Annotated in this window: 17 protein-coding genes and 1 pseudogene; 15 read left to right on the top strand and 3 right to left on the bottom strand. The window is 73.8% G+C overall.

The features are described 5' to 3' along the window. A partial coding sequence (locus tag PGN05_RS18265) for a hypothetical protein (protein ID WP_419753987.1) occupies positions 1-183 on the bottom strand: 183 nt, incomplete at its 3' end. Between the two features lie 276 nt (positions 184-459). On the opposite strand from PGN05_RS18265, the gene rfbB reads away from it, so the two are divergent. The 6 genes and pseudogenes from rfbB to PGN05_RS18235 all read left to right on the top strand — a co-directional run. Further along, the gene (gene rfbB / locus PGN05_RS18260; RefSeq protein WP_419753986.1) at positions 460-1,452 is read left to right on the top strand and encodes a dTDP-glucose 4,6-dehydratase; all 993 of its coding nucleotides are present in this window, start codon (positions 460-462) and stop codon (positions 1,450-1,452) included. Then, complete coding sequence (gene rfbD / locus PGN05_RS18255; RefSeq protein WP_419753985.1) at positions 1,449-2,360, top strand: dTDP-4-dehydrorhamnose reductase; 912 nt, start codon at positions 1,449-1,451, stop codon at positions 2,358-2,360. Before rfbB ends, rfbD begins: the two co-directional genes overlap by 4 nt. Positions 2,361-2,475: 115 nt before the next feature. Beyond that, a complete protein-coding gene (locus PGN05_RS18250; RefSeq protein ID WP_419753984.1) occupies positions 2,476-5,442 on the top strand; it encodes an N-acetylmuramoyl-L-alanine amidase in 2,967 nt (988 codons plus the stop codon). Between the two features lie 95 nt (positions 5,443-5,537). After that, complete coding sequence (locus tag PGN05_RS18245) at positions 5,538-6,377, top strand: ABC transporter permease (protein ID WP_419753983.1); 840 nt, start codon at positions 5,538-5,540, stop codon at positions 6,375-6,377. A 32-nt stretch (positions 6,378-6,409) separates the two neighbouring features. Then, the gene (locus PGN05_RS18240; protein WP_419753988.1) at positions 6,410-7,141 is read left to right on the top strand and encodes an ABC transporter ATP-binding protein; all 732 of its coding nucleotides are present in this window, start codon (positions 6,410-6,412) and stop codon (positions 7,139-7,141) included. Further along, positions 7,048-7,722 (top strand): annotated as a pseudogene (locus PGN05_RS18235) (glycosyltransferase); the annotation flags it as partial. The gene PGN05_RS18240 and the pseudogene PGN05_RS18235, both read left to right, overlap by 94 nt. Positions 7,723-8,133: 411 nt before the next feature. Here the strand turns inward: PGN05_RS18235 and PGN05_RS18230 are convergent. Continuing rightward, positions 8,134-10,095: a glycosyltransferase gene (locus tag PGN05_RS18230; protein ID WP_419753982.1), complete on the bottom strand. Its 1,962-nt coding sequence runs from the start codon at positions 10,093-10,095 to the stop codon at positions 8,134-8,136. A gap of 8 nt (positions 10,096-10,103) precedes the next feature. Further along, positions 10,104-11,291, bottom strand: coding sequence for a UDP-galactopyranose mutase (gene glf, locus PGN05_RS18225; RefSeq protein ID WP_419753981.1), 1,188 nt, complete (start codon positions 11,289-11,291; stop codon positions 10,104-10,106). A gap of 175 nt (positions 11,292-11,466) precedes the next feature. Here glf and PGN05_RS18220 point away from each other — a divergent pair, with 175 nt between their 5' ends. Genes PGN05_RS18220 through PGN05_RS18180 form a run of 9 tightly spaced genes read left to right on the top strand, consistent with a single transcriptional unit; the run spans position 11,467 to position 23,369 of the window. Further along, positions 11,467-12,417: a class II aldolase/adducin family protein gene (locus tag PGN05_RS18220; RefSeq protein WP_419753980.1), complete on the top strand. Its 951-nt coding sequence runs from the start codon at positions 11,467-11,469 to the stop codon at positions 12,415-12,417. Beyond that, on the top strand, positions 12,414-14,096 hold the full coding sequence (locus PGN05_RS18215; protein ID WP_419753979.1) for an NTP transferase domain-containing protein: 1,683 nt from the start codon (positions 12,414-12,416) through the stop codon (positions 14,094-14,096). Before PGN05_RS18220 ends, PGN05_RS18215 begins: the two co-directional genes overlap by 4 nt. Positions 14,097-14,148: 52 nt before the next feature. Further along, entirely contained in the window at positions 14,149-14,571 is a 423-nt protein-coding gene (locus tag PGN05_RS18210; protein ID WP_419753978.1) for a GtrA family protein, read from the top strand. After that, positions 14,564-15,280: a glycosyltransferase family 2 protein gene (locus PGN05_RS18205; RefSeq protein ID WP_419753977.1), complete on the top strand. Its 717-nt coding sequence runs from the start codon at positions 14,564-14,566 to the stop codon at positions 15,278-15,280. The genes PGN05_RS18210 and PGN05_RS18205 overlap by 8 nt, the downstream gene beginning before the upstream one ends. Beyond that, on the top strand, positions 15,277-15,867 hold the full coding sequence (locus tag PGN05_RS18200) for a hypothetical protein (protein WP_419753976.1): 591 nt from the start codon (positions 15,277-15,279) through the stop codon (positions 15,865-15,867). The genes PGN05_RS18205 and PGN05_RS18200 overlap by 4 nt, the downstream gene beginning before the upstream one ends. After that, positions 15,858-17,951, top strand: a complete 2,094-nt coding sequence (locus tag PGN05_RS18195; RefSeq protein WP_419753975.1) for a hypothetical protein — start codon at positions 15,858-15,860, stop codon at positions 17,949-17,951. Before PGN05_RS18200 ends, PGN05_RS18195 begins: the two co-directional genes overlap by 10 nt. Then, a complete protein-coding gene (locus tag PGN05_RS18190) occupies positions 17,948-18,697 on the top strand; it encodes an HAD family hydrolase (RefSeq protein ID WP_419753974.1) in 750 nt (249 codons plus the stop codon). Before PGN05_RS18195 ends, PGN05_RS18190 begins: the two co-directional genes overlap by 4 nt. Next, a complete protein-coding gene (locus tag PGN05_RS18185; protein ID WP_419753973.1) occupies positions 18,694-21,048 on the top strand; it encodes a hypothetical protein in 2,355 nt (784 codons plus the stop codon). The genes PGN05_RS18190 and PGN05_RS18185 overlap by 4 nt, the downstream gene beginning before the upstream one ends. Further along, the gene (locus PGN05_RS18180; RefSeq protein WP_419753972.1) at positions 21,045-23,369 is read left to right on the top strand and encodes a hypothetical protein; all 2,325 of its coding nucleotides are present in this window, start codon (positions 21,045-21,047) and stop codon (positions 23,367-23,369) included. The genes PGN05_RS18185 and PGN05_RS18180 overlap by 4 nt, the downstream gene beginning before the upstream one ends. The last annotated feature ends 68 nt before the right edge of the window (positions 23,370-23,437 follow it).

Below are 23,437 nucleotides of genomic sequence, written 5' to 3'. Positions count from 1 at the left end.
GGGCGCGCCCTCGGGGGCGGCGTCCCGGGCGCGGTCGGCGGGTCGCTCGGCCGCGCGGTCGGCCGGCCGCTCGGCGTCCCGGCCGGAGTCGCCGCGGGAGCGGGTCGGGCGCCCGGCGCGCGGGTCGAGCCGCGGGGGGAGCGGGCGGCCGGCAGGGCCCTGCTCGGAGCGGTCTCGGCTCACGGTGTCCTCACTTCGGGTGGTCAGCAGTGCCGGTCGCACTCGGCGAGCGGCTCCGCCGGTCGGACTCGACCGGCCGGCGTCGGCCGGAGGCGGCCGGTCGCGGCGACGCGGAGGGGTCGGCGGGGCCCAGGTTAGTCAGCCCCGGGTGCCGCCGACGGCGACCGACACGGGACCGTCCCGTCTCACCGGGAACCGCCGTCCCCCCGGTCACCACCGGGCGCAGACGTCACACCTCGTGATGATGACCCCGGCCCTCGGTCACGGCAGGATCGGGACATGCGCGTTTTCGTCACCGGGGGAGCGGGCTTCATCGGGTCCCACTACGTCCGGACAATGCTCACCGGTGGCTACCCCGGCTACGAGGACGCCGAGGTGACCGTCTTCGACAAGCTCACCTACGCCGGCAACCTCGCCAACCTGGCCCCGGTCGCCGACAGCCCGCGGTACCGCTTCGTGCGGGGCGACATCTGCTCCGCCGCCGACCTCGACGCCGCCCTGCCCGGGCACGACGTCGTGGTGAACTTCGCCGCCGAGTCCCACGTGGACCGGTCCATCAGCGGAGGCGCCGCCGACTTCGTCCTCACCAACGTCCTCGGCGCCCAGCAGGTGTTCGCCGCGGCCGTGCGGCACGGCGTCCGCCGGGTCGTGCACGTCTCCACCGACGAGGTGTACGGCTCGATCGACGAGGGGTCCTGGACCGAGCAGCACCTGCTCGAGCCCAACTCGCCGTACTCGGCGGCCAAGGCCGGCGGCGACCTGATCGCCCGCGCGTACGCGCAGACCTACGGGCTGGACGTCTCGATCACCCGCTGCAGCAACAACTACGGGCCGTACCACTTCCCGGAGAAGGTCATCCCGCTGTTCGTGACCAACCTGCTCGACGGGCTCCCGGTACCCCTCTACGGCGAGGGCGCCAACGTCCGCGACTGGCTGTTCGTCGACGACCACTGCCGCGGCATCCAGCTGGTCCTGGAGCAGGGCCGCGCCGGCGAGTTCTACAACATCGGGGGCGGCCGCGAGCTGTCCAACCGGGAGCTCACCGAGAAGCTGCTCGAGGCCACCGGCCGCGACTGGAGCTACGTCGAGCACATCGTCGACCCGCGCGGCGGGGGGCACGACCTCCGGTACTCGGTGGACTTCGGCCGGACCGCCGCCCTGGGCTACGCGCCGCGGATGACCTTCGAGGAGGGCCTGGCGCTCACCGTGCAGTGGTACCGCGACAACCGGGCCTGGTGGGAGCCGCTCAAGGCCGCCACCGCCCGGGCGTGACCGCCGCCCCGGTCGCCTGGCTGGTCACCGGCGCCCGCGGCCAGCTGGGGGGCGACCTGCGCGCCCTCCTGGCCGGGCGCCCGGCCGACGACGTCACCGCGCTGGACCGCGCCGGGCTGGACCTCACCGACGAGGCGCGGCTGCGGGCCGTCCTCCGCGACTGGCTGGCCGGTGCGAGGCGCCGGGGTCTGCGGCCCGTCCTGGTCAACGCCGCCGCCTACACCGCCGTCGACGCAGCCGAGGCCGACGAGGAGACGGCGCTGCTGGTCAACGGCCGCGCGCCCGGGTGGATGGCCGAGGAGCTGGCGGGCGCCGGCCGGCTGGTGCACGTCTCCACCGACTACGTCTTCGACGGCGCCGCGACCGAGCCCTACCCCGTCGACGCGCCGCTGGCGCCGCGGTCGGCGTACGGGCGCACCAAGGCGGCGGGGGAGCGGGCCGTCGCCGCCGCCGGCGGGGACGCCGTCGTCGTCCGCACCGCCTGGGTGTACGGGGCCCACGGGGCCAACTTCGTCCGCACGATGGCGGGGCGGGCGGCCGCCGGAGCGCCGGTGTCGGTCGTCGACGACCAGGTCGGCTCGCCCACCTGGTCGGCCGGGCTGGCGGCCGGGCTGGTCGCCCTCGGCCTCCGCGCCGAGCCGGTGCCCCCGGTGCTGCACCGCACCGACGCCGGCGCGGTGAGCTGGTTCGGGCTGGCCCGCGCGGTGTACGAGGAGCTCGGCGCCGACCCGGTACTGGTGACGCCGACGACGACCGCGGCCTTCCCCCGTCCGGCCCCCCGGCCGGCGTTCTCGGTGCTCGACGGCAGCAGCTGGGACGCCGCCGGGCTGCCGGCCCCGCAGCCGTGGCGGGAGGCGCTGCGCGCAGCGCTGGCCGACCCCGGTCTCCGGGCCGGCCGACCGATCTGACCCAGGTAGTCCGCCCGTCCGGCTCAACACCGGGCGACCCGGTGCCGAGAGGAACGAGTGGGCCGCGTGTGACGGGAGGGTCGCGCCGGCCGCTCGTACATCGGAGGACCTGCTCGTGCGCCGTCGCCTGACCGCCGGACTGCTCGTCTTCACCGGCGTGACCGGGGCACTGCTGGTGCTCCCCGTCTCCGCTCCACCCACCCCCGACGCGGAGCCGGTGCAGACCGCCGCCGAGGCGGTGCCGATGGGGTCGGTCGACGACCCCGCCCCCCGGGCGGAGGTGCAGGAGGGGACCAGCGACCCGGTCGACGGCGCGCCGGAGGGGGTGCCCACCCTCGCGGTCAGCCGGACGGGGGTGTCCTTCTCCCTCGTCGGCGTCACCTGGGAGCGCGACCCGGAGGTCACCGACACCCTCGTGCAGGTCCGCGTGCAGGACGCCGCCGGGCAGTGGGGCGACTGGACCGAGGTCAGCGCCGAGGACGCCGGCGCGGACGCGGGGCAGGGTGCCCTGGCCGACCGCAGCGGCACCGCCCCGCTGTGGACCGGCCCGAGCACCGGTGTCGAGGCCGAGCTGGTCACGCGTGCGGGCGCGCAGCCCCGCGACGTCCGGCTCGACCTCATCGACCCCGGCACCAGCCCGGCCGACACGGCGCTCGGCGAGCCGGACATCCAGGACACCGCGGACGCCGCGATGGCCATGCCGCCGGTGTTCTCCCGGGCCCAGTGGGGCGCCGACGAGCGGATCCGCACCTGGGGTCCGCAGAACGCCGCCTCGCTCAAGGCCGCGACCCTGCACCACACGGCCGACACCAACAACTACACGGCCGACGACGTGCCGGCGATGATGCGGTCGATCTACCGCTACCACACGGTGAGCCTGGGCTGGGGCGACATCGGCTACAACGTGATCGTCGACAAGTTCGGCCGGCTCTGGGAGGGCCGCTACGGCGGGCTGGCCAGCACCGTCATCGGCGCCCACGCCGGCGGCTTCAACACCGGCACGTTCGGCGTCTCGATGCTCGGCAACTACGACGCGGTCGACACGACCCAGCCCATGGTCGACGCGGTCTCGGCGATCATCGCCTGGAAGTTCGACCTGTTCGGCGTCGACCCGCGCGGCAGCACGGTGCTGACGTCGGGCGGGGGTGGCACCTCGAGGTACGCGGCGGGGGCGAAGGTGACCCTCCCGACGATCTTCGGGCACCGCGACGTCGGCAGCACCGCGTGCCCCGGCCGCTACGGCTACGCGCGGCTCGGCGAGATCCGCGACTCGGTGACCCGCCGGATCGCCGCGTCGCGGACGCCGGTCACCGACCGCGAGCGCAACGACCCGTGGGCCGCCGGGCAACTGGGCCCGGCGACGACGCCCGAGTGGCCCACCAGTGGCCGGGACGGGCAGTACCGCTTCTACGCGAACGGCGCGATGTACTGGTCGGCCTCGACGGGCGTGCACTTCGTCCTCGGCGACCTGTTCACCCGGTGGGCACAACTGGGCTACGAGCGCAGCCCCCTGGGCTACCCGACCCAGGACACCTACTCCACCGGCGGCGGCGACGCCCGCTACAACCTCTTCCAGAACGGCGCCATGTACTCCTCGCCGTCGGCCGGCGTCCACCACCTGCTCGGCGCCACCCACCGGCGGTGGGTGGAGCTCGGCTGGGAGGGCAGCCCGCTGGGCTACCCGACCACGGACACGGCGCCGACCCGGGACGGGGACGCGCGCTGGACCGGCTTCCAGGGCGGCGCGATCTACGAGACCCCGCGCAACGGGGTGCGGGTGCTCATGGGCGACGTCTACGCGGCCTGGGCGGCGTCGGGCTGGGAGCACGGGCCGCTGGGCTTCCCGGTCGGCGACGCCCTGCCGACCGGCGGCGGCGACGCGACCTGGCAGGCGTTCGAGCACGGGGCGGTCTACGCCTCACCGGCCGGCGTCCACCACCTGCTCGGCGCCACCCACCAGCGGTGGGCCGCGCTCGGCTACGAGCACGGCGCCCTGGGCTACCCGACGACCGACACGGCGCCGACCCGGGACGGGGACGCGCGCTGGACCGGCTTCCAGGGCGGCGCGATCTACGAGACCCCGCGCAACGGGGTGCGGGTGCTGCTGGGCGACGTCTACGCGGCCTGGGCGGCATCGGGCTGGGAGCACGGGCCCCTGGGCTTCCCGGTCGGCGACGCCCAGCCGACCGGCGGCGGCGACGCCACCTGGCAGGCGTTCGAGCACGGGGCGGTCTACGCCTCGCGCACCGGCGTCCACCACCTCGTCGGCGACGTCTACCAGCGGTGGGCCGCCCTCGGCTACGAGCACGGCACCCTGGGCTACCCGACCTCCGACGTCCAGGCCGTGCCGGGCGGCCGGGGCCGGTTCGCCACCTTCGAGAACGGAGCCCTCTACGTGAGCGCCGCGGGTGGTGCCCGCATCGTGCAGGGCCCGATCCGCACCGCGTGGGAATCCACCGGCGGCGCCGCCGGACCGCTCGGGCTGCCGACGGGGGACGTCCTCCCGACCGGAGGTCGCGACGCCACGTGGCAGGCCTTCGAGCACGGGGCGGTCTACGCCTCCCGCACCGGCGTCCGCTTCCTCGTCGGGGACGTGTACCGGCGGTGGGCCGCCCTCGGCTGGGAGCAGGGCACCCTCGGCTACCCGACCGCGGACCCCCGGCAGCTGGGCAACCCGGGGGACTGGGGCCAGCAGGCGCAGGACTTCGAGGGCGGGTCGGTCGTCCGGACCACGGCGGGCACCTGGGTCGTGCCCGGTGACACCGCCCGCCTGTGGCGGAGCCTCGGTGCCGAGCGCAGCGTCCTGGGCGTCCCGACGTCGGACCAGTGGCCGACCCGGGACCGTGACGGCCGCTACGTGCTCTTCGCCAACGGGGCGGTCTACTGGTCGCCGGCCACCGGCACCCACGAGATCGTCGGCCCGGTGCACCAGCAGTGGGTGGCCCTCGGCTGGGAGCACGGCCGCCTCGGCTACCCGGTGTCGGGGTCGATCCCGACGGCGACCGGCTGGCGGACCGACTTCCAGGGCGGGTCGATCAGCTACGACACCACCACCCGGCAGACCGCGGTGACCTACCGGTGAGGCACAGCCGACACAGCCACTCCACGTGACCCACGGGCCACGGGGGACCGGTCCGTATCAGAGGGTGCCGACAGGCCGCGGGTAGCGTGGCGTCCATGACCGCACCCGCACTCGATCCGGGCGTGCGGAGCTGGCGGAAGGCCGTCGATGACCTCCAGCAGGGGTGGGGGCAGCGCCAGCTGTGGGGACACCTCGGCTGGCAGGACATCCGTCAGCGCTACCGCCGCTCGGTCCTCGGGCCGATCTGGATCACCATCAGCATGGCCGTCACGGCGGTCGCGCTGGGCATCCTCTACGCCGGCCTGTTCGACGTCGAGCTGTCGGTCCTGCTGCCGCACGTGCTCGTCGGCTTCATCGTCTGGAACTTCATCAGCGGGTGCATCGGCGAGGGCTCCGAGGTGTTCATCGCCAACGAGGGCCTGATCAAGCACCTGCCCGCGCCGCTGTCGGTGCACGTCTACCGGCTGGTGTGGCGGCAGCTGCTGTTCTTCCTGCACAACCTGCTCGTCTACCTGGTGATGCTGCTGGTGTTCCCGCAGCCGCTGCACTGGACGGTGATCGCGGTGCTGCCGGCGCTGGTGCTGCTGGCGCTCAACGGGGCCTGGGTCGCGCTGGCCGTCGGCATCATCACCACCCGGTTCCGCGACATCCTGCCCATCACGCAGAGCGTCGTGCAGCTGATGTTCTTCCTCACCCCGATCGTCTGGATCTACGACGACCTGGTGAACAGCCCCAACCCGGCCATCGCCGAGCGCGCGCGGCTGGCGGAGTTCAACCCGTTCCTGCACTTCCTGGAGATCATCCGCCGTCCGCTCCTGGGTCAGGACCAGGTGTGGCGGCACTGGGTGGTCGTCCTCGTCATCACGGTGGTCGGCTGGGCGCTGACGATGGTCGTCCTGCGCCGCTACCGGTCCCGCGTCTCCTACTGGGTGTGACTGTGTCCGAGAGCACCGTTCCGGTCAGCATCATGACCAAGGACGCCTGCGTCGACTTCCCGATCTTCGATGCCAAGAGCCGGTCGCTGAAGAAGACCGTCATGGGGCTGGTCGGCGGCAACATCGACAGCGGCGCCAAGGTCCCCATCATCGAGGCGCTGCGGGACATCACCGTGACCCTCGAGCACGGGGCCCGCGTCGGTCTGGTCGGTCACAACGGGGCGGGCAAGTCGACGCTGCTGAGGCTCCTGTCGGGCATCTACGAGCCCACCCGCGGCGTGGCCGAGGTCCGCGGTCGGGTGGCGCCGGTGTTCGACCTCGGCGTCGGCATGGACCCCGAGATCTCCGGCCTCGAGAACATCATGGTCCGCGGGCTGTTCCTCGGCATGACCCGCAAGCAGATGCAGGACCGGGTCGACGACATCGCCGACTTCACCGAGCTCGGCGACTTCCTGCGCATGCCGCTGCGCACCTACTCCACCGGCATGCGCGTCCGCCTCGCCCTCGGCGTGGTGACCAGCATCGACCCGGAGATCCTGCTGCTGGACGAGGGCATCGGCGCGGTCGACGCGGCCTTCCTCGAGAAGTCCAAGCAACGGCTGGTCCAGCTGGTCGAGCGGTCCGGGCTGCTGGTGTTCGCCTCCCACTCCGACGAGTTCCTCCGCGAGCTGTGCGACACCGCGATCTGGATGGAGCACGGCCGGATCAAGCAGCAGGGCGAGCTGGAGGACGTGCTGCGGGCCTACAAGGGCCTGCCCGCGTGACGGCCGCCGGAGTCCCCGCGACCGGCGAGCGCGTCGTCGCCGTCGTCGTCACCCGGCACCGCCGGGAGCTGCTCGGGCAGAGCCTCGCCGCGCTCGCCGGCCAGTCCCGGCCGGTCGACCACGTGGTCGTCGTCGACAACGGGCCCGACCAGCCGGTCGAGGACGTCGTGCGCGGCAGCGGCCTGCCGGTCACCTACCTGCCCAGCGAGCGCAACCTCGGCGGCGCCGGGGGGTTCGCGCTCGGCATGCTGCACGCGCTGGCCCTGGGCGCCGACTGGGTGTGGTGCGCCGACGACGACGGCCGGCCGGCCGACGCCGACGTCCTCCGCGTGCTGCTCGCCGCCGCCCGCGACCACGGGCTGGCCGAGGTCTCGCCGCTGGTCACCGACATGGCCGACCCCGACCGGCTGGCCTTCCCGCTGCGCCGGGGGCTGCGCTGGCGGCGCCGGCGCAGCGACTTCGCGGGGATCGACCTGCTGCCGCGCTACGCGTCCCTGTTCAACGGGGCGCTGTTCCGCGCCGACGCCCTCGACGTCGTCGGCGTCCCAGACTACCGGCTGTTCTTCCGGGGCGACGAGACCGAGATCCACCGCCGCCTGCTGCGGGCCGGCCTGCCCTTCGGCACCTGCACGGCCGCGGCGTACCTGCACCCCGAGGGGACCACGGAGTTCGAGCCGATCCTCGGTGGCCGGCTCTCGGCCCAGTACCCCGCCAACGAGGTCAAGCGCTTCTTCACCTACCGCAACCGCGGCTACCTGATGGCCCAGCCCGGCATGCGCTGGCTGTGGCCGCTGGAGCTGGTCCGCTTCAGCTGGTTCTTCCTCGTGTCCCGGCGGGACCCGGCCGGCTGGCGGGAGTGGCTGCGGCTGACCGCCGCCCCCCGCCGGGGGCGCTCCCCCCGCGCCAGGAGCCCGCCAGCACGAGGGACCCCCGGACGGCGGTCCCGCCCGGGCCTCTCTCGTGGTTGCCGGCCCCCGGGAGGGATTCCTCGATCAGACGCGGGTGTAGCCCCAGTCCTCGAACGCCTGCGACCAGCGGTCGACGGAGGTGAGCTCGCTGCCGGCCTCCCGGTAGCGACGCTGGATCTCCGGCCACTCCTGGTACAGCTGCCGCAGCAGCTGCGAGGACTGCCTCAGCAGCCGGCGGAAGGCCTGCGGGTCACGCTGGCGGAAGGTCACGCCCCGCCCGTCGGCCGTGCCCACCGTGGCGCTGTCCAGCCGCGACAGCAGGAACCACTGTGCGTCCTGGAACGCCAGGTTGAGCTCAGGCACGTCTCGCGCGGCCGGGTCGACCGGGGAGGCGTTGTGCGCGATCGCCTTGACCAGCGTCTTGCCGATCTGCACCGGGGACACCGGGATCCGGCGGAACCGCAGCGCCTCCGCCGTGCTCATCGACGGCAGCGGCAGGTCACCGGAGTTGGCCAGCACCCGGCCGTCGGGGTAGGTGGCGCGCTTCTCGCGGGCCCGCCCGATGGAGTCCGGCATGCCCTGGAAGAGGCCGTCGGGGCCGGCCAGGAGGTCCCGGTAGGCCATGTGGTGCAGCTCGACGGTCGAGTACTGCAGGTTGATGAGGAACCGGAGGTCGGCCTTCAGCATCTCGCGGAAGAGCTTGCCGCCGTGCTTGTGGGGCGAGTGCAGCGCCGCCGCGACGAGCCGGTTGCGGATGTGGAAGTAGGCCTGCCAGTCGCTGGCGTCGTCCTTGTCGCCCCAGGACAGGTGCCAGATCGCCGTGCCCGGCAGCGAGACCGTGGGGAAGCCGGCGGCGAAGGCGCGCAGGCCGTACTCCGCGTCGTCCCACTTGATGAAGACCGGCAGCGGCATGCCGATCGACTCGAACACCGTGCGGGGGATGAGGCACATCCACCAGCCGTTGTAGTCGACGTCGATCCGCCGGTGCAGGTCCGGCGACTCGCGCAGCGACTCCTCGCCGAAGTCGTGGAAGTACTCGGTGTTCGGGGCGTTCCGCCAGAAGAAGTTCGAGCGGTCGACGATCTCGCCCATGGTGTGCAGGACCGAACGGTCCTGGAGGGCCAGCATCTGACCGCCCACCAGCATCGGCTGGCGGGCGTAGGCGGCGAACGCCCGGGCGCGCAGGATGCTGTCCGGCTCGAGCTGGATGTCGTCGTCCAGCAGGATGTGGTGGGTCACGTCGCTGCGGGTGAACGCCTCGTGGATGGTCCGCGCGAAGCCGCCGCTGCCGCCGAGGTTGGGCTGCTCGACGATCCGCAGCCGCTCACCGAGCGCCGCGGCGACCTCCGGGTAGTGCGCGCTGTCGCGCACGTGCTTGTTGCCCTGGTCGGCCACGACGACCAGGTGCAGGGCGTCGCGCACGGTCTCGTCCTCGACGAGCGCGGTCAGCGCCGCCACCGCGTCGACCGGGCGGTTGTACGTGCAGATGCCGATGCCCAGCCGCGGCTGCTCGGCCGGGGCCTGCGGGGCGTACCAGCCGGCGTCGCGGATGGTGGTCGGCTCGTCGGTGGTGACGTCGAACCAGTACCAGCCGCCGTCGATGAAGGGCCCGAGGTCGAGCTCGAACTCCAGGGTCCGCTCCGCGCCGTTGTGGACGGCGCCGGTCACGTGCATGGACTCGCCGTCGGCCTTGGACCGGTAGACGTCGATCCGGCAGGTCCCGGAGACGGTCACCCGCAGGACGATCGAGTCGAGGACGCTCCAGCGCCGCCAGTAGCTGGCCGGGAACGCGTTGAAGTAGGTGGCGAAGGAGGTCTCCCAGCCGGCGTCCAGGTGCGCGGTGAAGCGGTCGGGGGACTTGGCGCGGCCGGAGTTGACCTCGTCGAGGTAGAGGCTGCGCACCTTCCGCTGGTCGGCCGGGCGCGGCATGAGCACCCGCTGGAGGAGCTGGACCGCCTTCCCGGGGGCGAGCTCGTCCTCGGTGGGCTCGGCGACCACCTCGGGGGAGACCGGTGCGTCCGGGGCAACGATGAAGTCGGTGGTCATCAGGCGAGTCAGTCCTCCAGGCGGCCGTCGAGCGAGCCGCCCTCGTCGAAGAAGGGGCGGATGCGGTTGTCGAACATGCTCAGCGCCGAGCCGATGGCCATGTGCATGTCCAGGTACTTGTAGGTACCCAGCCGGCCGCCGAAGAGCACGCGCTTCTCGGCGGCCTCCTTCGTGGCCAGCTCCCGGTATCGCTCGAGCTTGGCGCGGTCCTCGGGGGTGTTGATGGGGTAGTACGGCTCGTCGCCGGTCTGGGCGGCGCGGGAGTACTCGCGGACGACCACGGTCTTGTCCTCGGGGTACTCGCGCTCGGGGTGGAAGTGCCGGAACTCGTGGATGCGCGTGAACGGCACGTCCTCGTCGGCGTAGTTCATGACCGACGTCCCCTGGAAGTCGCCGATCGGGAGGACCTCGGTCTCGAAGTCCAGCGTCCGCCAGCCCAGCTCCCCGGCCTCGTACCCGAAGTACTTGTCGATCGGGCCGGTGAACACGGTGGGGACGTCGCGGGGCAGCTCGTCGCGCACGTCGAAGTAGTCGGTCGACAGCCGCACCTCGATGTTCGGGTGGTCGGCCATGCGCTGCAGCCAGGCCGTGTAGCCGTCCGCCGGCAGGCCCTCGTAGGTGTCGTTGAAGTACCGGTTGTCGAAGGTGTAGCGCACCGGGAGGCGGGCGATGACCGCCGCCGGCAGCTCCGTCGGGTCGGTCTGCCACTGCTTCTTCGTGTACCCGCGGATGAAGGCCTCGTAGAGGGGCCGGCCGATCAGCGAGATCGCCTTCTCCTCGAGGTTCTGCGCCTCGGCCGTGTCGAACTCGCCCGCCTGCTCGGCGACCAGCGCCCGGGCCTCCTCGGGGGAGAAGCTCTTGCCGAAGTACTGGCAGATCGTGGCCAGGTTCATCGGCAGGGAGTAGGTCTGGCCCTGGTAGATGCTGAAGACCCGGTGCTGGTACTCGGTGAACTCGGTGAACTGGTTCACGTACTGCCACACGCGTTCGTTCGACGTGTGGAACAGGTGCGCCCCGTACACGTGCACCTCGATGCCGGTCTCCGGCTCGGGCTCGGAGTAGGCGTTCCCGCCGATGTGGTGGCGCCGGTCGAGGACGAGCACCTTCTTGTCCAGCTGGCTGGCCACGCGCTCGGCGACGGTCAGCCCGAAGAACCCGGAACCCACGACGACGAGATCTGGCCTGTCTTCGGTCACGCCTGGCGACGATACCGTCGCGCAGGCGCCTCCTCCCGTTGGCGACAGGGGTCCGGGCCGTCCCCTTCGGGGATTTTGCGACGGACCCGTCCCACTCGTCACACCCGTCCCGCGCGGGCCCCCGCACCCCGCGCGCCCCGGTGGGGTGTCACCCGTTCGGGTAGGTTGCCGCTACGTGGGGAACGAGGTCCTGGGGGAACTGAACCGGCATGCCGCTGCCATCGGCAGCGATCTGCGCCTGGTGCAGGGCGCCGGCGGCAACCTGAGCGGCAAGGACGGCGACCTGGTCTGGGTCAAGGCGTCGGGCACCCGGTTCGGGGAGGCGCTGCAGCGGCCGATCTTCGTCGGTGTCGACGGGCCGCGCGCCCGGGCCGAGGTGCTGAGCGTCGAGGACCTCCGGCACGTCGTCGTCGAGCTGGCCGACGAGCGGGCCGCCCGCCCCTCGATCGAGACCGCCCTGCACGTGCTGCTGCCGCACCGCTACGTCTTCCACGTGCACTCCGTGGGCGCGATCGCCGCCGCCGCCCAGCGGACACCGGCCGCCGTGCTGGACCGGCTGCGCGAGGTGGCGCCCACCGGCTGGGTGCCCTACGCCAAGCCCGGGATCGCGCTGGCCCGCGCCGTGCTCGCCGCCCAGGAGGAGGCCGGCCCGACCGAGGAGACGGTGTTCCTCCTCGGCAACCACGGGCTGCTGACCGCCGCGGCCACGGCCGACCGGGCGCGCGAGCTGATCGACGAGGCGGAGGCCGCCCTGCGCGGCGACGGCGACCGGCCGCTGGACGCCACCGCCGGCGACCCGGAGGTGGTCGCCCCGGCCGGGAGCCTGGACGCGGCGGCGGCCCGGCTGCTCACCGGCGGGGTGCTCACCCCGGACGAGGCGGTCTTCCTGGGCAGCCGGCCGTTCGCGGACGCGGCGGGCCGGGGTGGTTCCCTGGTGGTGACCCCCGAGGGGGGTGTGGAGGTCGACGGCGAGCTGTCGGCGGACGCGCGCGAGATCGCGCTGAGCTTCGTCGCGGTGGCGCAGCACGCCGACCCGGCGGCGCCGGTCCGGTACCTGGACGAGAACGAAGTCGGAGCACTGGTGGACTGGGAGGCCGAGAAGTGGCGACGCGGGATGGAGCGGTGAAGCCGCAGCTGGTGATCCCCATGACGGGGATCAGCTCGCGGTTCACCGCCGCGGGCTACGACCGGCCGAAGGCGCTCATCGAGCTCGACGGCGAGACGGTCATCGACCACGTGGTGGACATGTTCCCCGGGTGGGACGACGTGGTGTTCATTTGCAACGCCGACCACCTGGCCGATCCGCGGCTGCGGCTGCGCGAGCGGCTGCTCGAGCGCCGGCCGAACGGCCGCGTGGTCGAGGTGGCCGCGCACAAGCTCGGCCCGGGGCACGCCGTCCTGCAGGCCGCCGAGCACATCGCCCGCGACAAGCCGGTCGTCGTCAACTACTGCGACTTCACCTGCTACTGGGACGCCGACGACTTCGCCGACTACCTCTCCTCGGGCGTGGTGACCGGGGGCGCGATCCCGGCCTACCGCGGCTTCCACCCGCACATGCTGCACTCGACGTCCTACGCCTATCCGAAGATGGACGGCGAGTGGGTGGTCGACATCCAGGAGAAGAAGCCCTGGACCGACGACCCGAGCTCGGAGTTCGCCTCGTCGGGCACCTACGGCTTCGCCAGCGGCCAGGTGCTGCTCGACGCCCTCGCCCACCAGCAGGAGGCCGGCTACCTGCTCAACGGCGAGTACTACCTGAGCCTGACCTACAAGAGCGTCCTCGACCTGGGCCTGTCGGTCGGCGTGTACGAGCTGCAGCACTTCATGCAGTGGGGCACCCCGCAGGACCTCGAGGAGTACCGGGAGTGGTCGACGGCGATCGCGCACTGGATGCGCGGCCCGGCCGAGCCCGAGCCCGGCGCCACCCGCGTGGTGCTCGCCAGCGGTGCGGGCAAGCGGTTCGCCGACCTCGGCTACGCCCAGCCCAAGCCGCTGCTGGACGTCGCCGGGCGCACGCTCCTGGAGCACGCGCTGCTCGCCGTCCCGGGGTCCGAGTCGGTCGTGGTGACCCGCGCCGACCTCGGGGACGACGGCGCGGTCGCCGGGCTCGCCAAGCGGCAGGGCGCCACCGTCGTCGAGCTGGAGAAGCTCTCCCGCGGCCAGGCCGACTCCGCGCTGTCCGGGCTGCGCCCGCTGGCCGACAGCGCGGCGTCCCTGCCGGTCACCGTCACCTCCTGTGACGCGGTGCCGCGCCCGGCCCCCGGCGCCTTCGCCGCCGCCCTCGCCACCGCCGGCGAGGACGGCCTGGTGGTCTGGACCGCCCCCGGTTACCGGCTGGCCCGCCGCCGCCCGCAGCAGTACGGCTGGGTGACGTGGGACGACGCCGGCAGCCAGGTCGGCACGGTGACGCAGACGTGGCTGAAGGCCGAGCCCGACGACCCGGCCGCCGCCGGCGTCATCATCGGCACCTTCACCTTCCCGTCGGCGGCCCGCGCCGTCGCCGACGTGGAGGAGCTCTTGGCCAGCGACGAGACGGTCAACGGCGAGTACTACCTCGACAGCCTGGTGCGCCGCTTCCTCGAGGCCGGCCGCCCCGTGGTGGCGCTGCTGCTGGACAGCTTCGTCTCGCTGGGCACCCCCGACGAGTACGAGACCTTCCGCTACTGGCAGAGCTGCTTCCACAAGTGGGTGCACCACCCCTACGCCCTGGCGGCCGACCCGATGGTCCCGCCGACCGTCCGGGCCGACCTGGACCGTGCGTTCCGCGACTTCGTCCCGGTGGCCAGCGGCCGCCGACGGGCCTGACGGGCGGCCCGCGGGTGATGGGGGAACACCGGGGCCGGCGGGGCGGGCACTCGTGAGGGGCTCGCTGCTGCGCTTCCTGCTGGTCGGCGGGACGACCGTCGTCATCGACGCGGTGGTGTACCAGCTGCTGCTGCTGGGCGACGTGTCGCACGGCTGGGCCAAGGCGCTGGGCTTCATCGCCGGCGCGGTCTTCGCCTACGTGGCCAACTGGCGGTTCACCTTCCAGGGCCAGCACCACCGCTGGTCGCTGGTCGCCTTCGTCGTGGTCTACCTCTGCGCGCTGGGGCTCAACGTCGGCGCCAACGCGGCGGTGCTCGCGGTCGTGGGGGAGGAGCGCACCTGGCAGGTGGGCCTCGCCTTCCTCGTGGCCACCGGACTGTCCGCCGCGTGGAACTTCGTGGGCATGGCCCGCTTCGTCTTCCGGTCGTCGTCGCGCGACCCCGAGCCCCAGGAGGTGGGACAGCCCCGTGGCTGAGCCGACCCCGCGGACCCCCGCGTTCAGTCTCGTCATCCCCTGCTACAACGAGGCGAGGTCGCTGCCCGAGCTCGTGCTCCGGGCGCGCTTCACCGCCGAGGCCGGGGACGGCGAGGTCATCCTGGTCGACAACGGCAGCACCGACGACACCCCGGCCGTGCTGGCCCGCCTGCTCGACCCCGCCGACGACCGGGTGCGCTCCATCCGGGTCGACCCGAACGAGGGCTACGGCTGGGGCATCACCTCCGGGCTCGCCGTCGCCCGCGGCCGGATCGTCGGGTGGACCCACGCCGACCTGCAGACCGACCCCGCCGACGCGCTGCGGGCGCTGGCGGCGATGGAGGGCACCGAGCGGGCCTTCGTGAAGGGCCGCCGCTACGGCCGCCCGGCCGCCGACCGCGTCTTCACCGCCGGCATGTCGGTCTTCGAGACGGCGCTGCTGCGCCGGCGGCTGTCGGACATCAACGCCCAGCCGACGATGTTCTCCCGCGAGCTGCTCGACGAGTGGGGCACCCCGCCCAAGGACTTCGCGCTGGACCTGTTCGCCATGTACACCGCTGCCGAGCGCGGCTTCGAGGTCCGCCGCGTGCCGGTGATCTTCGCGCCCCGCCGTTTCGGGACGTCGTCCTGGAACGTCGACCTGGCCGCGAAGCGCAAGTTCATCAAGCGGACGGTGGACTTCAGCCTGGCCCTGAGGAAGAACCTGTGACGTTGTTGGTGGCCCACCGGCGCAACACCGCCGCCGAGCTGGCCGACACCCCGGCCGAGCTGGGGATCGAGATGGACATCCGCTCCTACGGGGACCGGCTCGTCGTCACCCACGAGCCGTTCGACCCGGGCGTGGACCTCGAGGAGTGGCTGGACGCCTACCGGCACGCCTTCCTGGTGGCCAACGTCAAGGAGGAGGGTCTCGAGCTGCGCGTGGAGGCGGCGCTGGCCGCCCGCGGCATCGAGGAGTGGACCTACCTCGACCAGTCCTTCCCGTTCATGGTGAAGACCCTGCGCCGCGGCGAGTCGCGCTGCATGGTGCGCATCTCGGAGTACGAGTCGGTGGACACCGCCCTGGCGCTGCAGCCGCGCGCGCAGTGGGTGTGGCTGGACTCGTTCACCGGCGCCCTGCCGCCGCGCGAGGACCTCGCGCGCCTCGCCGGCGCCGGCTACCGGGTCATGGTCGTCAGCCCCGAGCTGCAGGCGCGGGAGCCGGAGGCGGAGGTCGAGGGCATCCGCACCGCCCTCGCCGACGCCGGCCTGGCGCTGGACGCGGTCTGCACGAAGAGGCCGGCACTGTGGGGCTGAGAGAGCTCGGCCCCCGGCAGAAGCTGCTCCTGGGCGGCGGCCTCCTGCTGCGGGTCGTCCTGGTGGCCCTGCTCGTCCCCGCGGTGCAGCGCGCGTGGTTCGCGCCGTTCGTGGAGCACTTCGTCGAGAACCCGTCGTTCACGCCGTGGTCGGACTGGCAGGCCATCGGCGGCGTCGACCAGGCGTTCCCGTACGGCCCGCTCATGCTGGTCTGGTTCGGCATCTTCGGCCTGCTGACCTCGTGGCTGCCCGTCGCCTGGGCGGTGCAGCTCGGCATGGCGCTGGGCGTGCTGGCCGCCGACCTGCTCATCACCTGGCTGCTGCTGCGGACCGGCGGGTCGCGCCCGGGGCGGGCGGTCGTGCTCGCCGCCGTCTCGCCGATCCTCGTCTACGCGGCCTACGTGCACGGCCAGCTCGACCTCGTGCCGACCATGCTGATGTTCGCCTCGGTGCTCGCCTTCCGGCGGCGGCTGTGGTCCCTGGCCGGCGTCGCCGCCGGCCTGGCCATCGCGGTCAAGGCCAGCGCGATGCTGATCGTGCCCTTCGCCCTGCTGTTCCTGCTGCGCAACAGCCGGTACCGGGCCGGGCTGGGGCCCTACCTGTTCGGGCTCGCCCCGGGTGTGGCGCTGTTCCTCCTGCCGGCGCTGTCCGACGGGTACCGCGAGATGGTGCTCGGCACGCCGACCTTCGGGGCGGCCGTCGACTACGTCATCACCCTCGGCCCGGGGCTCAACGTGGTGCTGCTCCCGGTCGTGTACGCCGCGCTGCTCGCGGTGCTGTGGCGCTTCCGGCGGGCCAACCCCGACCTCGTGTTCACCGTGACCGCGGTCGCCCTCGCGGCGGTCGCCCTGCTGACCCCGGCCTCGCCCGGCTGGTTCCTCTGGTCGGTCCCGTTCCTGGCGGTCATCGCCGCCGGGACCGGCCCGCGGGTCCGCGCGGCGGTGTTCGTCTTCTGGGTGGCGGTCACCCTGTCGCAGGCGGTGACGGCCAGCGGCGCGGCGCCGCGCTGGGACGCCGAGCCGCTGGGCGCCGGCTTCTCCGACGTCGACCGCGGCGCGCTGGGCGCCAACACGTGGCTCCTCGACCTGCTGGCGACCGCGGCCGTCGTCACCGGCGCCATCGCGCTGACCATGGTGCTGCGCAGCGCCCTGCAGCAGTACGACGTCTACCGCCTCTCCCGGGCGCCGCTGTCGATGGCGGTCGCGGGGGACAGCGGCACCGGCAAGGACACGCTGTGCATCTCGCTGTCCGACGTCTTCGGCGAGCGGGCCACCTCGTTCCTCATGGGCGACGACTATCACCTCTACGAGCGGCACGCGCCGCTGTGGAACGTCACCACCCACCTGGACCCGGCCGCCAACGACCTGCCGCGCCTCACCCGGGACACCTTCCGGCTGCTCGCCGGCGAGGAGGTGTGGTGCCGGCACTACGACCACGCCCGCGGCCGGTTCACCAAGCAGCGCCCGATCGCGCACCGCGAGCTCGTCGTCGTCAGCGGCCTGCACGCCCTCACCAGCGGGGACGTGCGGTCGAAGGTCGACCTCACCGTGTTCACCGACATGGACGAGGTGCTGCGCCGGCGGCTCAAGATCGAGCGGGACGTCGGCGAGCGCGGTCACGCGCTGGCCGGGGTCCAGGCGTCCATCGACCGGCGCGAGGACGACCGCAACCGCTACATCCTCCCGCAGCGCCCGCTGGCCGACGTCGTCCTGCGGCTGGAGTCCGAGCGCTGCCTGCCGCCGGAGGACCAGCCGATGGACGCCCCGCTGTCCCTCCGCGTGGTCGCCCGCCTGCGCGGGCTGGCCTTCGCCGAGCGGCTGGCCCGCGCGTTGACCGCGGTCGGCGGCGTCCCCGCCCGGCTGGAGTACCTCAACGAGCCCGGAGTCGTCGAGCTCGTCGTCTCGCCGTCCCTGCTGACCCCGCGCGACGTGCGCAGCATCGCCCGGCACCTGCTCGACCGCCCGGAGGAGCTGTTCGTCGGCGACCCGGTGTGGCTCGGCGGCAGCCGCGGCGTCATGCAGTTGATCCTCGTCCTGGCGATGCTCGAGCGTCGTCGCAACAACCTGGAGTCCAGTCTCCGATGAACACCCCGCGCCTCCCCTCGCTCGTGATCTTCGATCTCGACGACACGCTGTACCCGTACGAGCCCAGCCACCGGGCGGGGACCGCCGCCCTGGTCCAGTTCGCCACCCGCGAGCTCGGGGTCAAGGACCGCGCCTTCCTCGACGTCTGGGACGGCGCCCGCAAGCGGGTCAAGGCCCGGCTCGGCGACACGGGCAGCTCGCACAGCCGGCTGCTCTACGGCCACGAGGCGATCGAGATGCTGGGCCTGCGCAGCCAGCCGGCGCTGGCGCTGGCCCTGGAGCAGGAGTACTGGCGGGAGTACCTGCTCGCCGCCAAGCTCCGCCCCGGCGCCCGCGACCTGCTCAGCACCCTGCGCTACAACAACATCCCGATCGCGATCGTCACCGACCTCACGGCGCAGATCCAGTTCCGCAAGCTGGTCCACCTCGAGCTCGACCAGGTCGTCGACCACGTGGTCACCTCCGAGGAGGCCACCACCGACAAGCTCGGGCTGGAGCCGTTCCGGGTGCTGTTCGACCGGCTGCCCCGCCAGGAGGCCAACCACGTGTGGTTCGTCGGCGACTCGGTGCCCGACGTCAACTGCATCGACCGGCTGATCGAGGAGGGGCTCATCGAGTCGGGCACCGGCTGGCTGCTGTCCGGGCGCGGCGACGCCCCGCCCGGTGCCCGGACCTGGGCCCGGCTGGAGGAGATCGAGAACGCCCTGCACGACCTCATCCCGGGCGGCCGGGAGGCGTCGGCTTGAGCACCTCCCCGGAGGCGCTGGCGCCGCGGCGCGTGGCCGACGGGACGCTGCCTGACGACGACGATCGCGCCCACCGTCCCGGTCCGGGCGGGTTCCGCGAGGGCCTGCTGGCCGTCGGCCTGTTCCTCGTCACCGAGGCCGCCCTCATGGCGGTCATCCGCGCCTGGCAGCCGCGGTTCTTCACCATCGACGACAAGCTGGCCCAGTACCTGCCGGTGTGGTCCTGGCTGGGGCGCCAGCCGGGGGTCGACGTCCCGCTCGTCGACCCGGACCAGGGGTCCGGCGGCGCGTTCGTCGCGGACCTGCAGTACGGCGTCCTCGACCCCCTGCACTGGCTGCTCGCCGACGTCCTCGGCCGGATGGACGGCCTGAACGCCGCCGGCTGGGGCCTGCACCTGCTCGCCGTCACCGTCCTGGGGCTCGGGGTGGTGGCGCTCGCCCGCCACTACGGAGCGGGCCCGGTGTGGTCCGCGGTCGCTGCGGTGGGCGCGGTCAACTCGGGGTACCTGCTCTGGTTCGCCGCCTCCTGGTGGCCGGCGGCCTGGGGGACCGCGGTGCTGCCGTGGCTGTGGTGGGCGCTGGTGACCCGCTCGTGGCTGGGGGTGCCCACCGCGGCGCTCGCGGCCTACGCCATCGGCACGTCGGGCTATCCGTACTCGCTGCCCTTCGCCGGCCTGATCGTGGTCGCCGTGGTCGCCGAGGTGGCGGTCCGTGCGGGCGCCGTGCGCGCGATCCGGCAGCCGCGGCTGCTCGCCCGGCTGGGAGCCGCCGCGGGCGGTCTCGCGCTGGCGGCCCCCGGCATCCTCGCCGCCACCGCCATGGCGCCCTACTCCCAGCGCTCCACGCTCCCGGTCGGCGACCTCGGGAGCACCGGCGACTTCATCCCCAACCTGCTCGACGTGCTCGTCGGCGGGCTGACCTCCACCGGCCAGGTCAGCGGCTGGTGGGGGACCGTGCTGCCGTCGGCGGCGCTGGCCACCGGGTGGTTCGTGCTCCCCGGGCTCGCCCTCGTCGACTGGCGGCGGGTGCGCGAGCTCGGCGGCCTGCGCCAGGTCCCCGGCGTCCTCGTCTCGCTGGTCCTCGTGGCCGGTGCGTTCCTGGCCACCCAGCTCCCCACCGTCGTGGGCGGGCTGCGCTACCCGTTCCGCTACGTCGTGATCCTGCAGGTGGTCCTGCCCCTGCTCGTCTCCGTCCTCGCCTCGCGAGCCGGCCTGCGCTTCACCCGCGGTCCGCTGCTCACCGCGTGCGCGCTGCTGGCGGCGCAGGGCGCGCTCGGCGTCCTGCGGACCCCCCTGATGCTGGCGTGGCACCTCGGCGTCGCCGTCGTCGGCATCCTCGTGCTGGTCGCGCTCAGCCGGGTCGCGGGCCGGTCCGGCGGGACACCCGCCGCGGCGGGGACCTCCGCGCGGCGGCACACGCCCGGTCGCTGGGTGGCGCTCGGTGTCCTCGTCGCCACCGCGGCCGGGCCGCTGGTGAGCATCGGGTCCGCCGTCGCGGTCAACGCCCGGTACGCCGAGGCCCGCGGGGAGCAGCCCTCCGGCCTGCCCGCCGACGGGCTCTACAACGGCGAGTGGTGGCCGGTCGACGTCGCCGGCTTCCGGGACCGGTCGGTCGAGACCGGCCTGAACGCGACGGTGCTGCACTGGGGTGGGTCGGGCGACGACCGCGGGTTGTCGTCCGGTGTCCCCGTGGGGAGCGCCGCCCTGTTCTCCGACGTGCGGCCGGGCTACGGCTACACCTCCGTCGGCCACGCCGGGTGGGCCGGCCGCTGGTGCCAGGACTTCCTCGGCCACTCGGCGACGTGCGGCGACGCCGTGGCCAGGCTGCTGGCCGAGGTCCCCGGAACCGGTCGCACCTGGCTGGACGCGTCCAGCAAGGACGTCCTCCTCGTCGACCAGGACGCCCCGCCGGAGATCGCCGAGTCCCTCGCGGACGACTGGCAGGACGCCGGGCCCGAGGGTGGGTTCACGCGCTTCGAGCGGCGCGAGCCGACGGCCGGCCGGATCACCGTGGCCGGCGGCGCGGTGACGGCCCTGGCGGCCGAGTCGGTGGGCACCGACAGCGAGTCCTACGCCGTCGAGTGGTCGGGCGACGGCGACCGCCGGCTGGTCACCCGGATCCCGTGGTGGCCCGGGTACGAGGCGGAGCTCGACGGTCGCCCCCTGGACGTCGAGGTGGTCGACGACACCCTGCTCGCCGTGTCGCTGCCCGAGGGCGCCGGCAGCGGGCAGCTGCGGATCTCCTTCGAACCCCCCGGGCGGACGCTCGGCCTCGGGCTCGTCGCCCTGGGGGCCGTGGCCGTGCTCGGCGCCTGCGTCGTCGAGGTGCTCGGCGCCCGGCGGTCCCGGTGAGCGCCGTCCGTTCGGCACCACCGGCCACCTCCCAGGCGGCGCCCCCGCCGGCCGGACCCCGGCACCGCGGCTCCCGGGGACGCGCGACGCTGCTGGCCCTGGGCGGCTACGTCCTCCTGCAGGGCGTCTTCCTCGTCGTCCTGCGGGCCATCTCGCCGCGCTTCTTCTGGCTGGACGACCAGCAGGCCCAGTACGTGCCGGTCTTCCACTGGCTCGGCCGGCACCTCGAGGGTGGCCGCCCGCCGCTCCTCGACCCGGAGCTCGGCGCCGCCGGCAACTACCTGGCCGACCCCCAGTACGGCGTCCTGGACCCCCTGCACTGGGCGATCGTCTGGGCCGTCGGCCACGTCGACAGCCTGACCCGCGCCACCTGGCTGATGGGCGGCGGCACGGTCCTCCTCTGCGGCGCGGGCGTCCTCCTGCTGCTGCGGCGGCTGGGCGCGCCCGCCGCCCTGGCGGTCGGCACCGCCCTGGCGGTCGCCAGCTCGGGCTTCTTCCTCTGGTTCGGCTCGTCCTGGTGGCCGCTGCTGTGGAGCACCGCCTGGCTGCCGTGGTTCTGGCTGGCGCTGGTCTCCCGGTCGTGGCGGGGGGTCCTGGGCGCCGGCGTCACCGCGTACGTGCTCGGCGCCGCCGGCTACCCCTACAACCTCGTGGTCGCCGGGGTCCTGGTGGTCGCGGTGGTCATCGAGCACTGGCGGCACGGGGACCGGGACGACCGGCGTCCGCTGCTGTGGCGGCTGGTGGCGGCCGCCGGTGGCCTGGTCGCGTCCAGCGCCTCCCTGATCGCCGCCCAGCAGCTGTCGCCCCACACGCAGCGGATCGTGCCCGAGAGCGCCTCCGGCAACACCGGGGCCCAGATCCCCAACCTGCTGGACGTGGTCCTCGGCGGCGTCACGCTCACGCCGAGCCAGTCGGGGACCTGGGGCGGCTTCCTGCTGCTCATGCCGGCGGCGGCGACGGCGGTCTTCGCCGTCCCGGCGCTGGCGCTCGTGGACTGGCGGGCGGCGCTGCGCCGGCCCGGCGTCCTGACGGCGCTGGTGATGACCGGTGTGGCCCTGCTGCTCACCCAGATGCCCACCCACGTGGGGCCGTTCCGGTACCCGTTCCGCTACCTCACCGCCGTCCAGCTGTTCCTCCCGGTCCTCGCGGTCGTGGCCGTGTCGGCCGCGCCGCTGCTCACCCGGCGCCGGGTCCAGCTGGGCCTGGGCCTGGTCGCCGCCCAGCTGCTGCTGGCCCTCCTCCGCGCGCCGGCGCTCCTGGGCTGGCACCTCCTGGCCGCCGCAGCCGGGACGGCCGGCGTCCTGGCGCTGGTGCTCGTGCTGTCGCGCGGGCGCTGGCACCGGTGGGCCGCCACCGGCGTCGTCCTGGCCGCGCTGGCCGGACCTCTCCTGGGCCTGGGGTCGGCGACGACCATCGCCCGCATCGACGAGAGCGACCGGGGCGTCGAGGCGACCGGTGAGCCGGCGCGTCAACTGCCCGTCCGCACGGAGTGGGGCGCCACCGTGCCCGAGTTCCGGGACCGGCTGGTCGCCCCGGGACGGGCACTGACCATCCCCGTGTGGGACGGGCACGGTGAGGGGGACGGCTGGGCGGCCGGCGTCCTGCCCGGCAACGCCAACCTGCTCGCCGACATGCGGACCGGCTTCGGCTACATCGCCTCCGGCCACCGCGGCTGGGTGGAGCACTGGTGCCTCACCTACGTCTCGGCCGTCGAGACGACCGAGGAGTGCCTGGCCGGGCTCCTGGAGACCGTCCCGGGCACGGACGTCGCCTGGATCGACGCCATGTCCTCCGACGAGGTGCTGCTGTCGCCCTCGACCCCGCGGCAGATCCGCGCGCACTTCCGGCAGGAGTGGACGCGCGCGAGCGACGTCGCCGGGTTCACCGGCTACCGGAGGTCCGAACCCCTCGCACCGCGGGTGACCTACGCCGGCGAGGGCGTCGAGGAGCTGACGGGCACCGGAGCCGCTGACGACCCGGCGTACGCGGGCCGGCCGCTGAACACCTACCGCGTCAGCACCGGCGAGGACGGCGGCACGCTCGTGCTGCGCATCCCCTGGTGGCCCGGCCTGGAGGCGACCGTGGACGGACGCCCGGTGGAGGTGTCGGCCATCGAGGGCACGGTCACGCAGGTGACGCTGCCGGCCGACCTCGACGGGGCCGGGCTCGAGGTGCGCTACGAGCCCGGAGGCGCCCGGCTGCTGGTGCCGGCGCTGCTGATCGGCGGCGTCGTCGTGCTGGGGGCGGTCGCCGCGGAGGTCCGCGGACGGGGAACCCGCCGGGCCGCGACGTCCGGCGGCCGGGGACCCGCCGAGGGCTGACCCGCGCCGGGCGGCCGTCTGCCCGGGCCGGGCGGCCGTCTGCCCGGGCGCTCTGCTGCGGACGGCGG

Origin of the sequence: Geodermatophilus sp. CPCC 206100 (genome assembly GCF_048569675.1) — a bacterium.
Classification (GTDB): domain Bacteria; phylum Actinomycetota; class Actinomycetes; order Mycobacteriales; family Geodermatophilaceae; genus Geodermatophilus.
The sequence above is the reverse complement of the archived record's forward strand: the minus strand, read 5'-3'. Positions and strand labels throughout refer to the sequence as shown.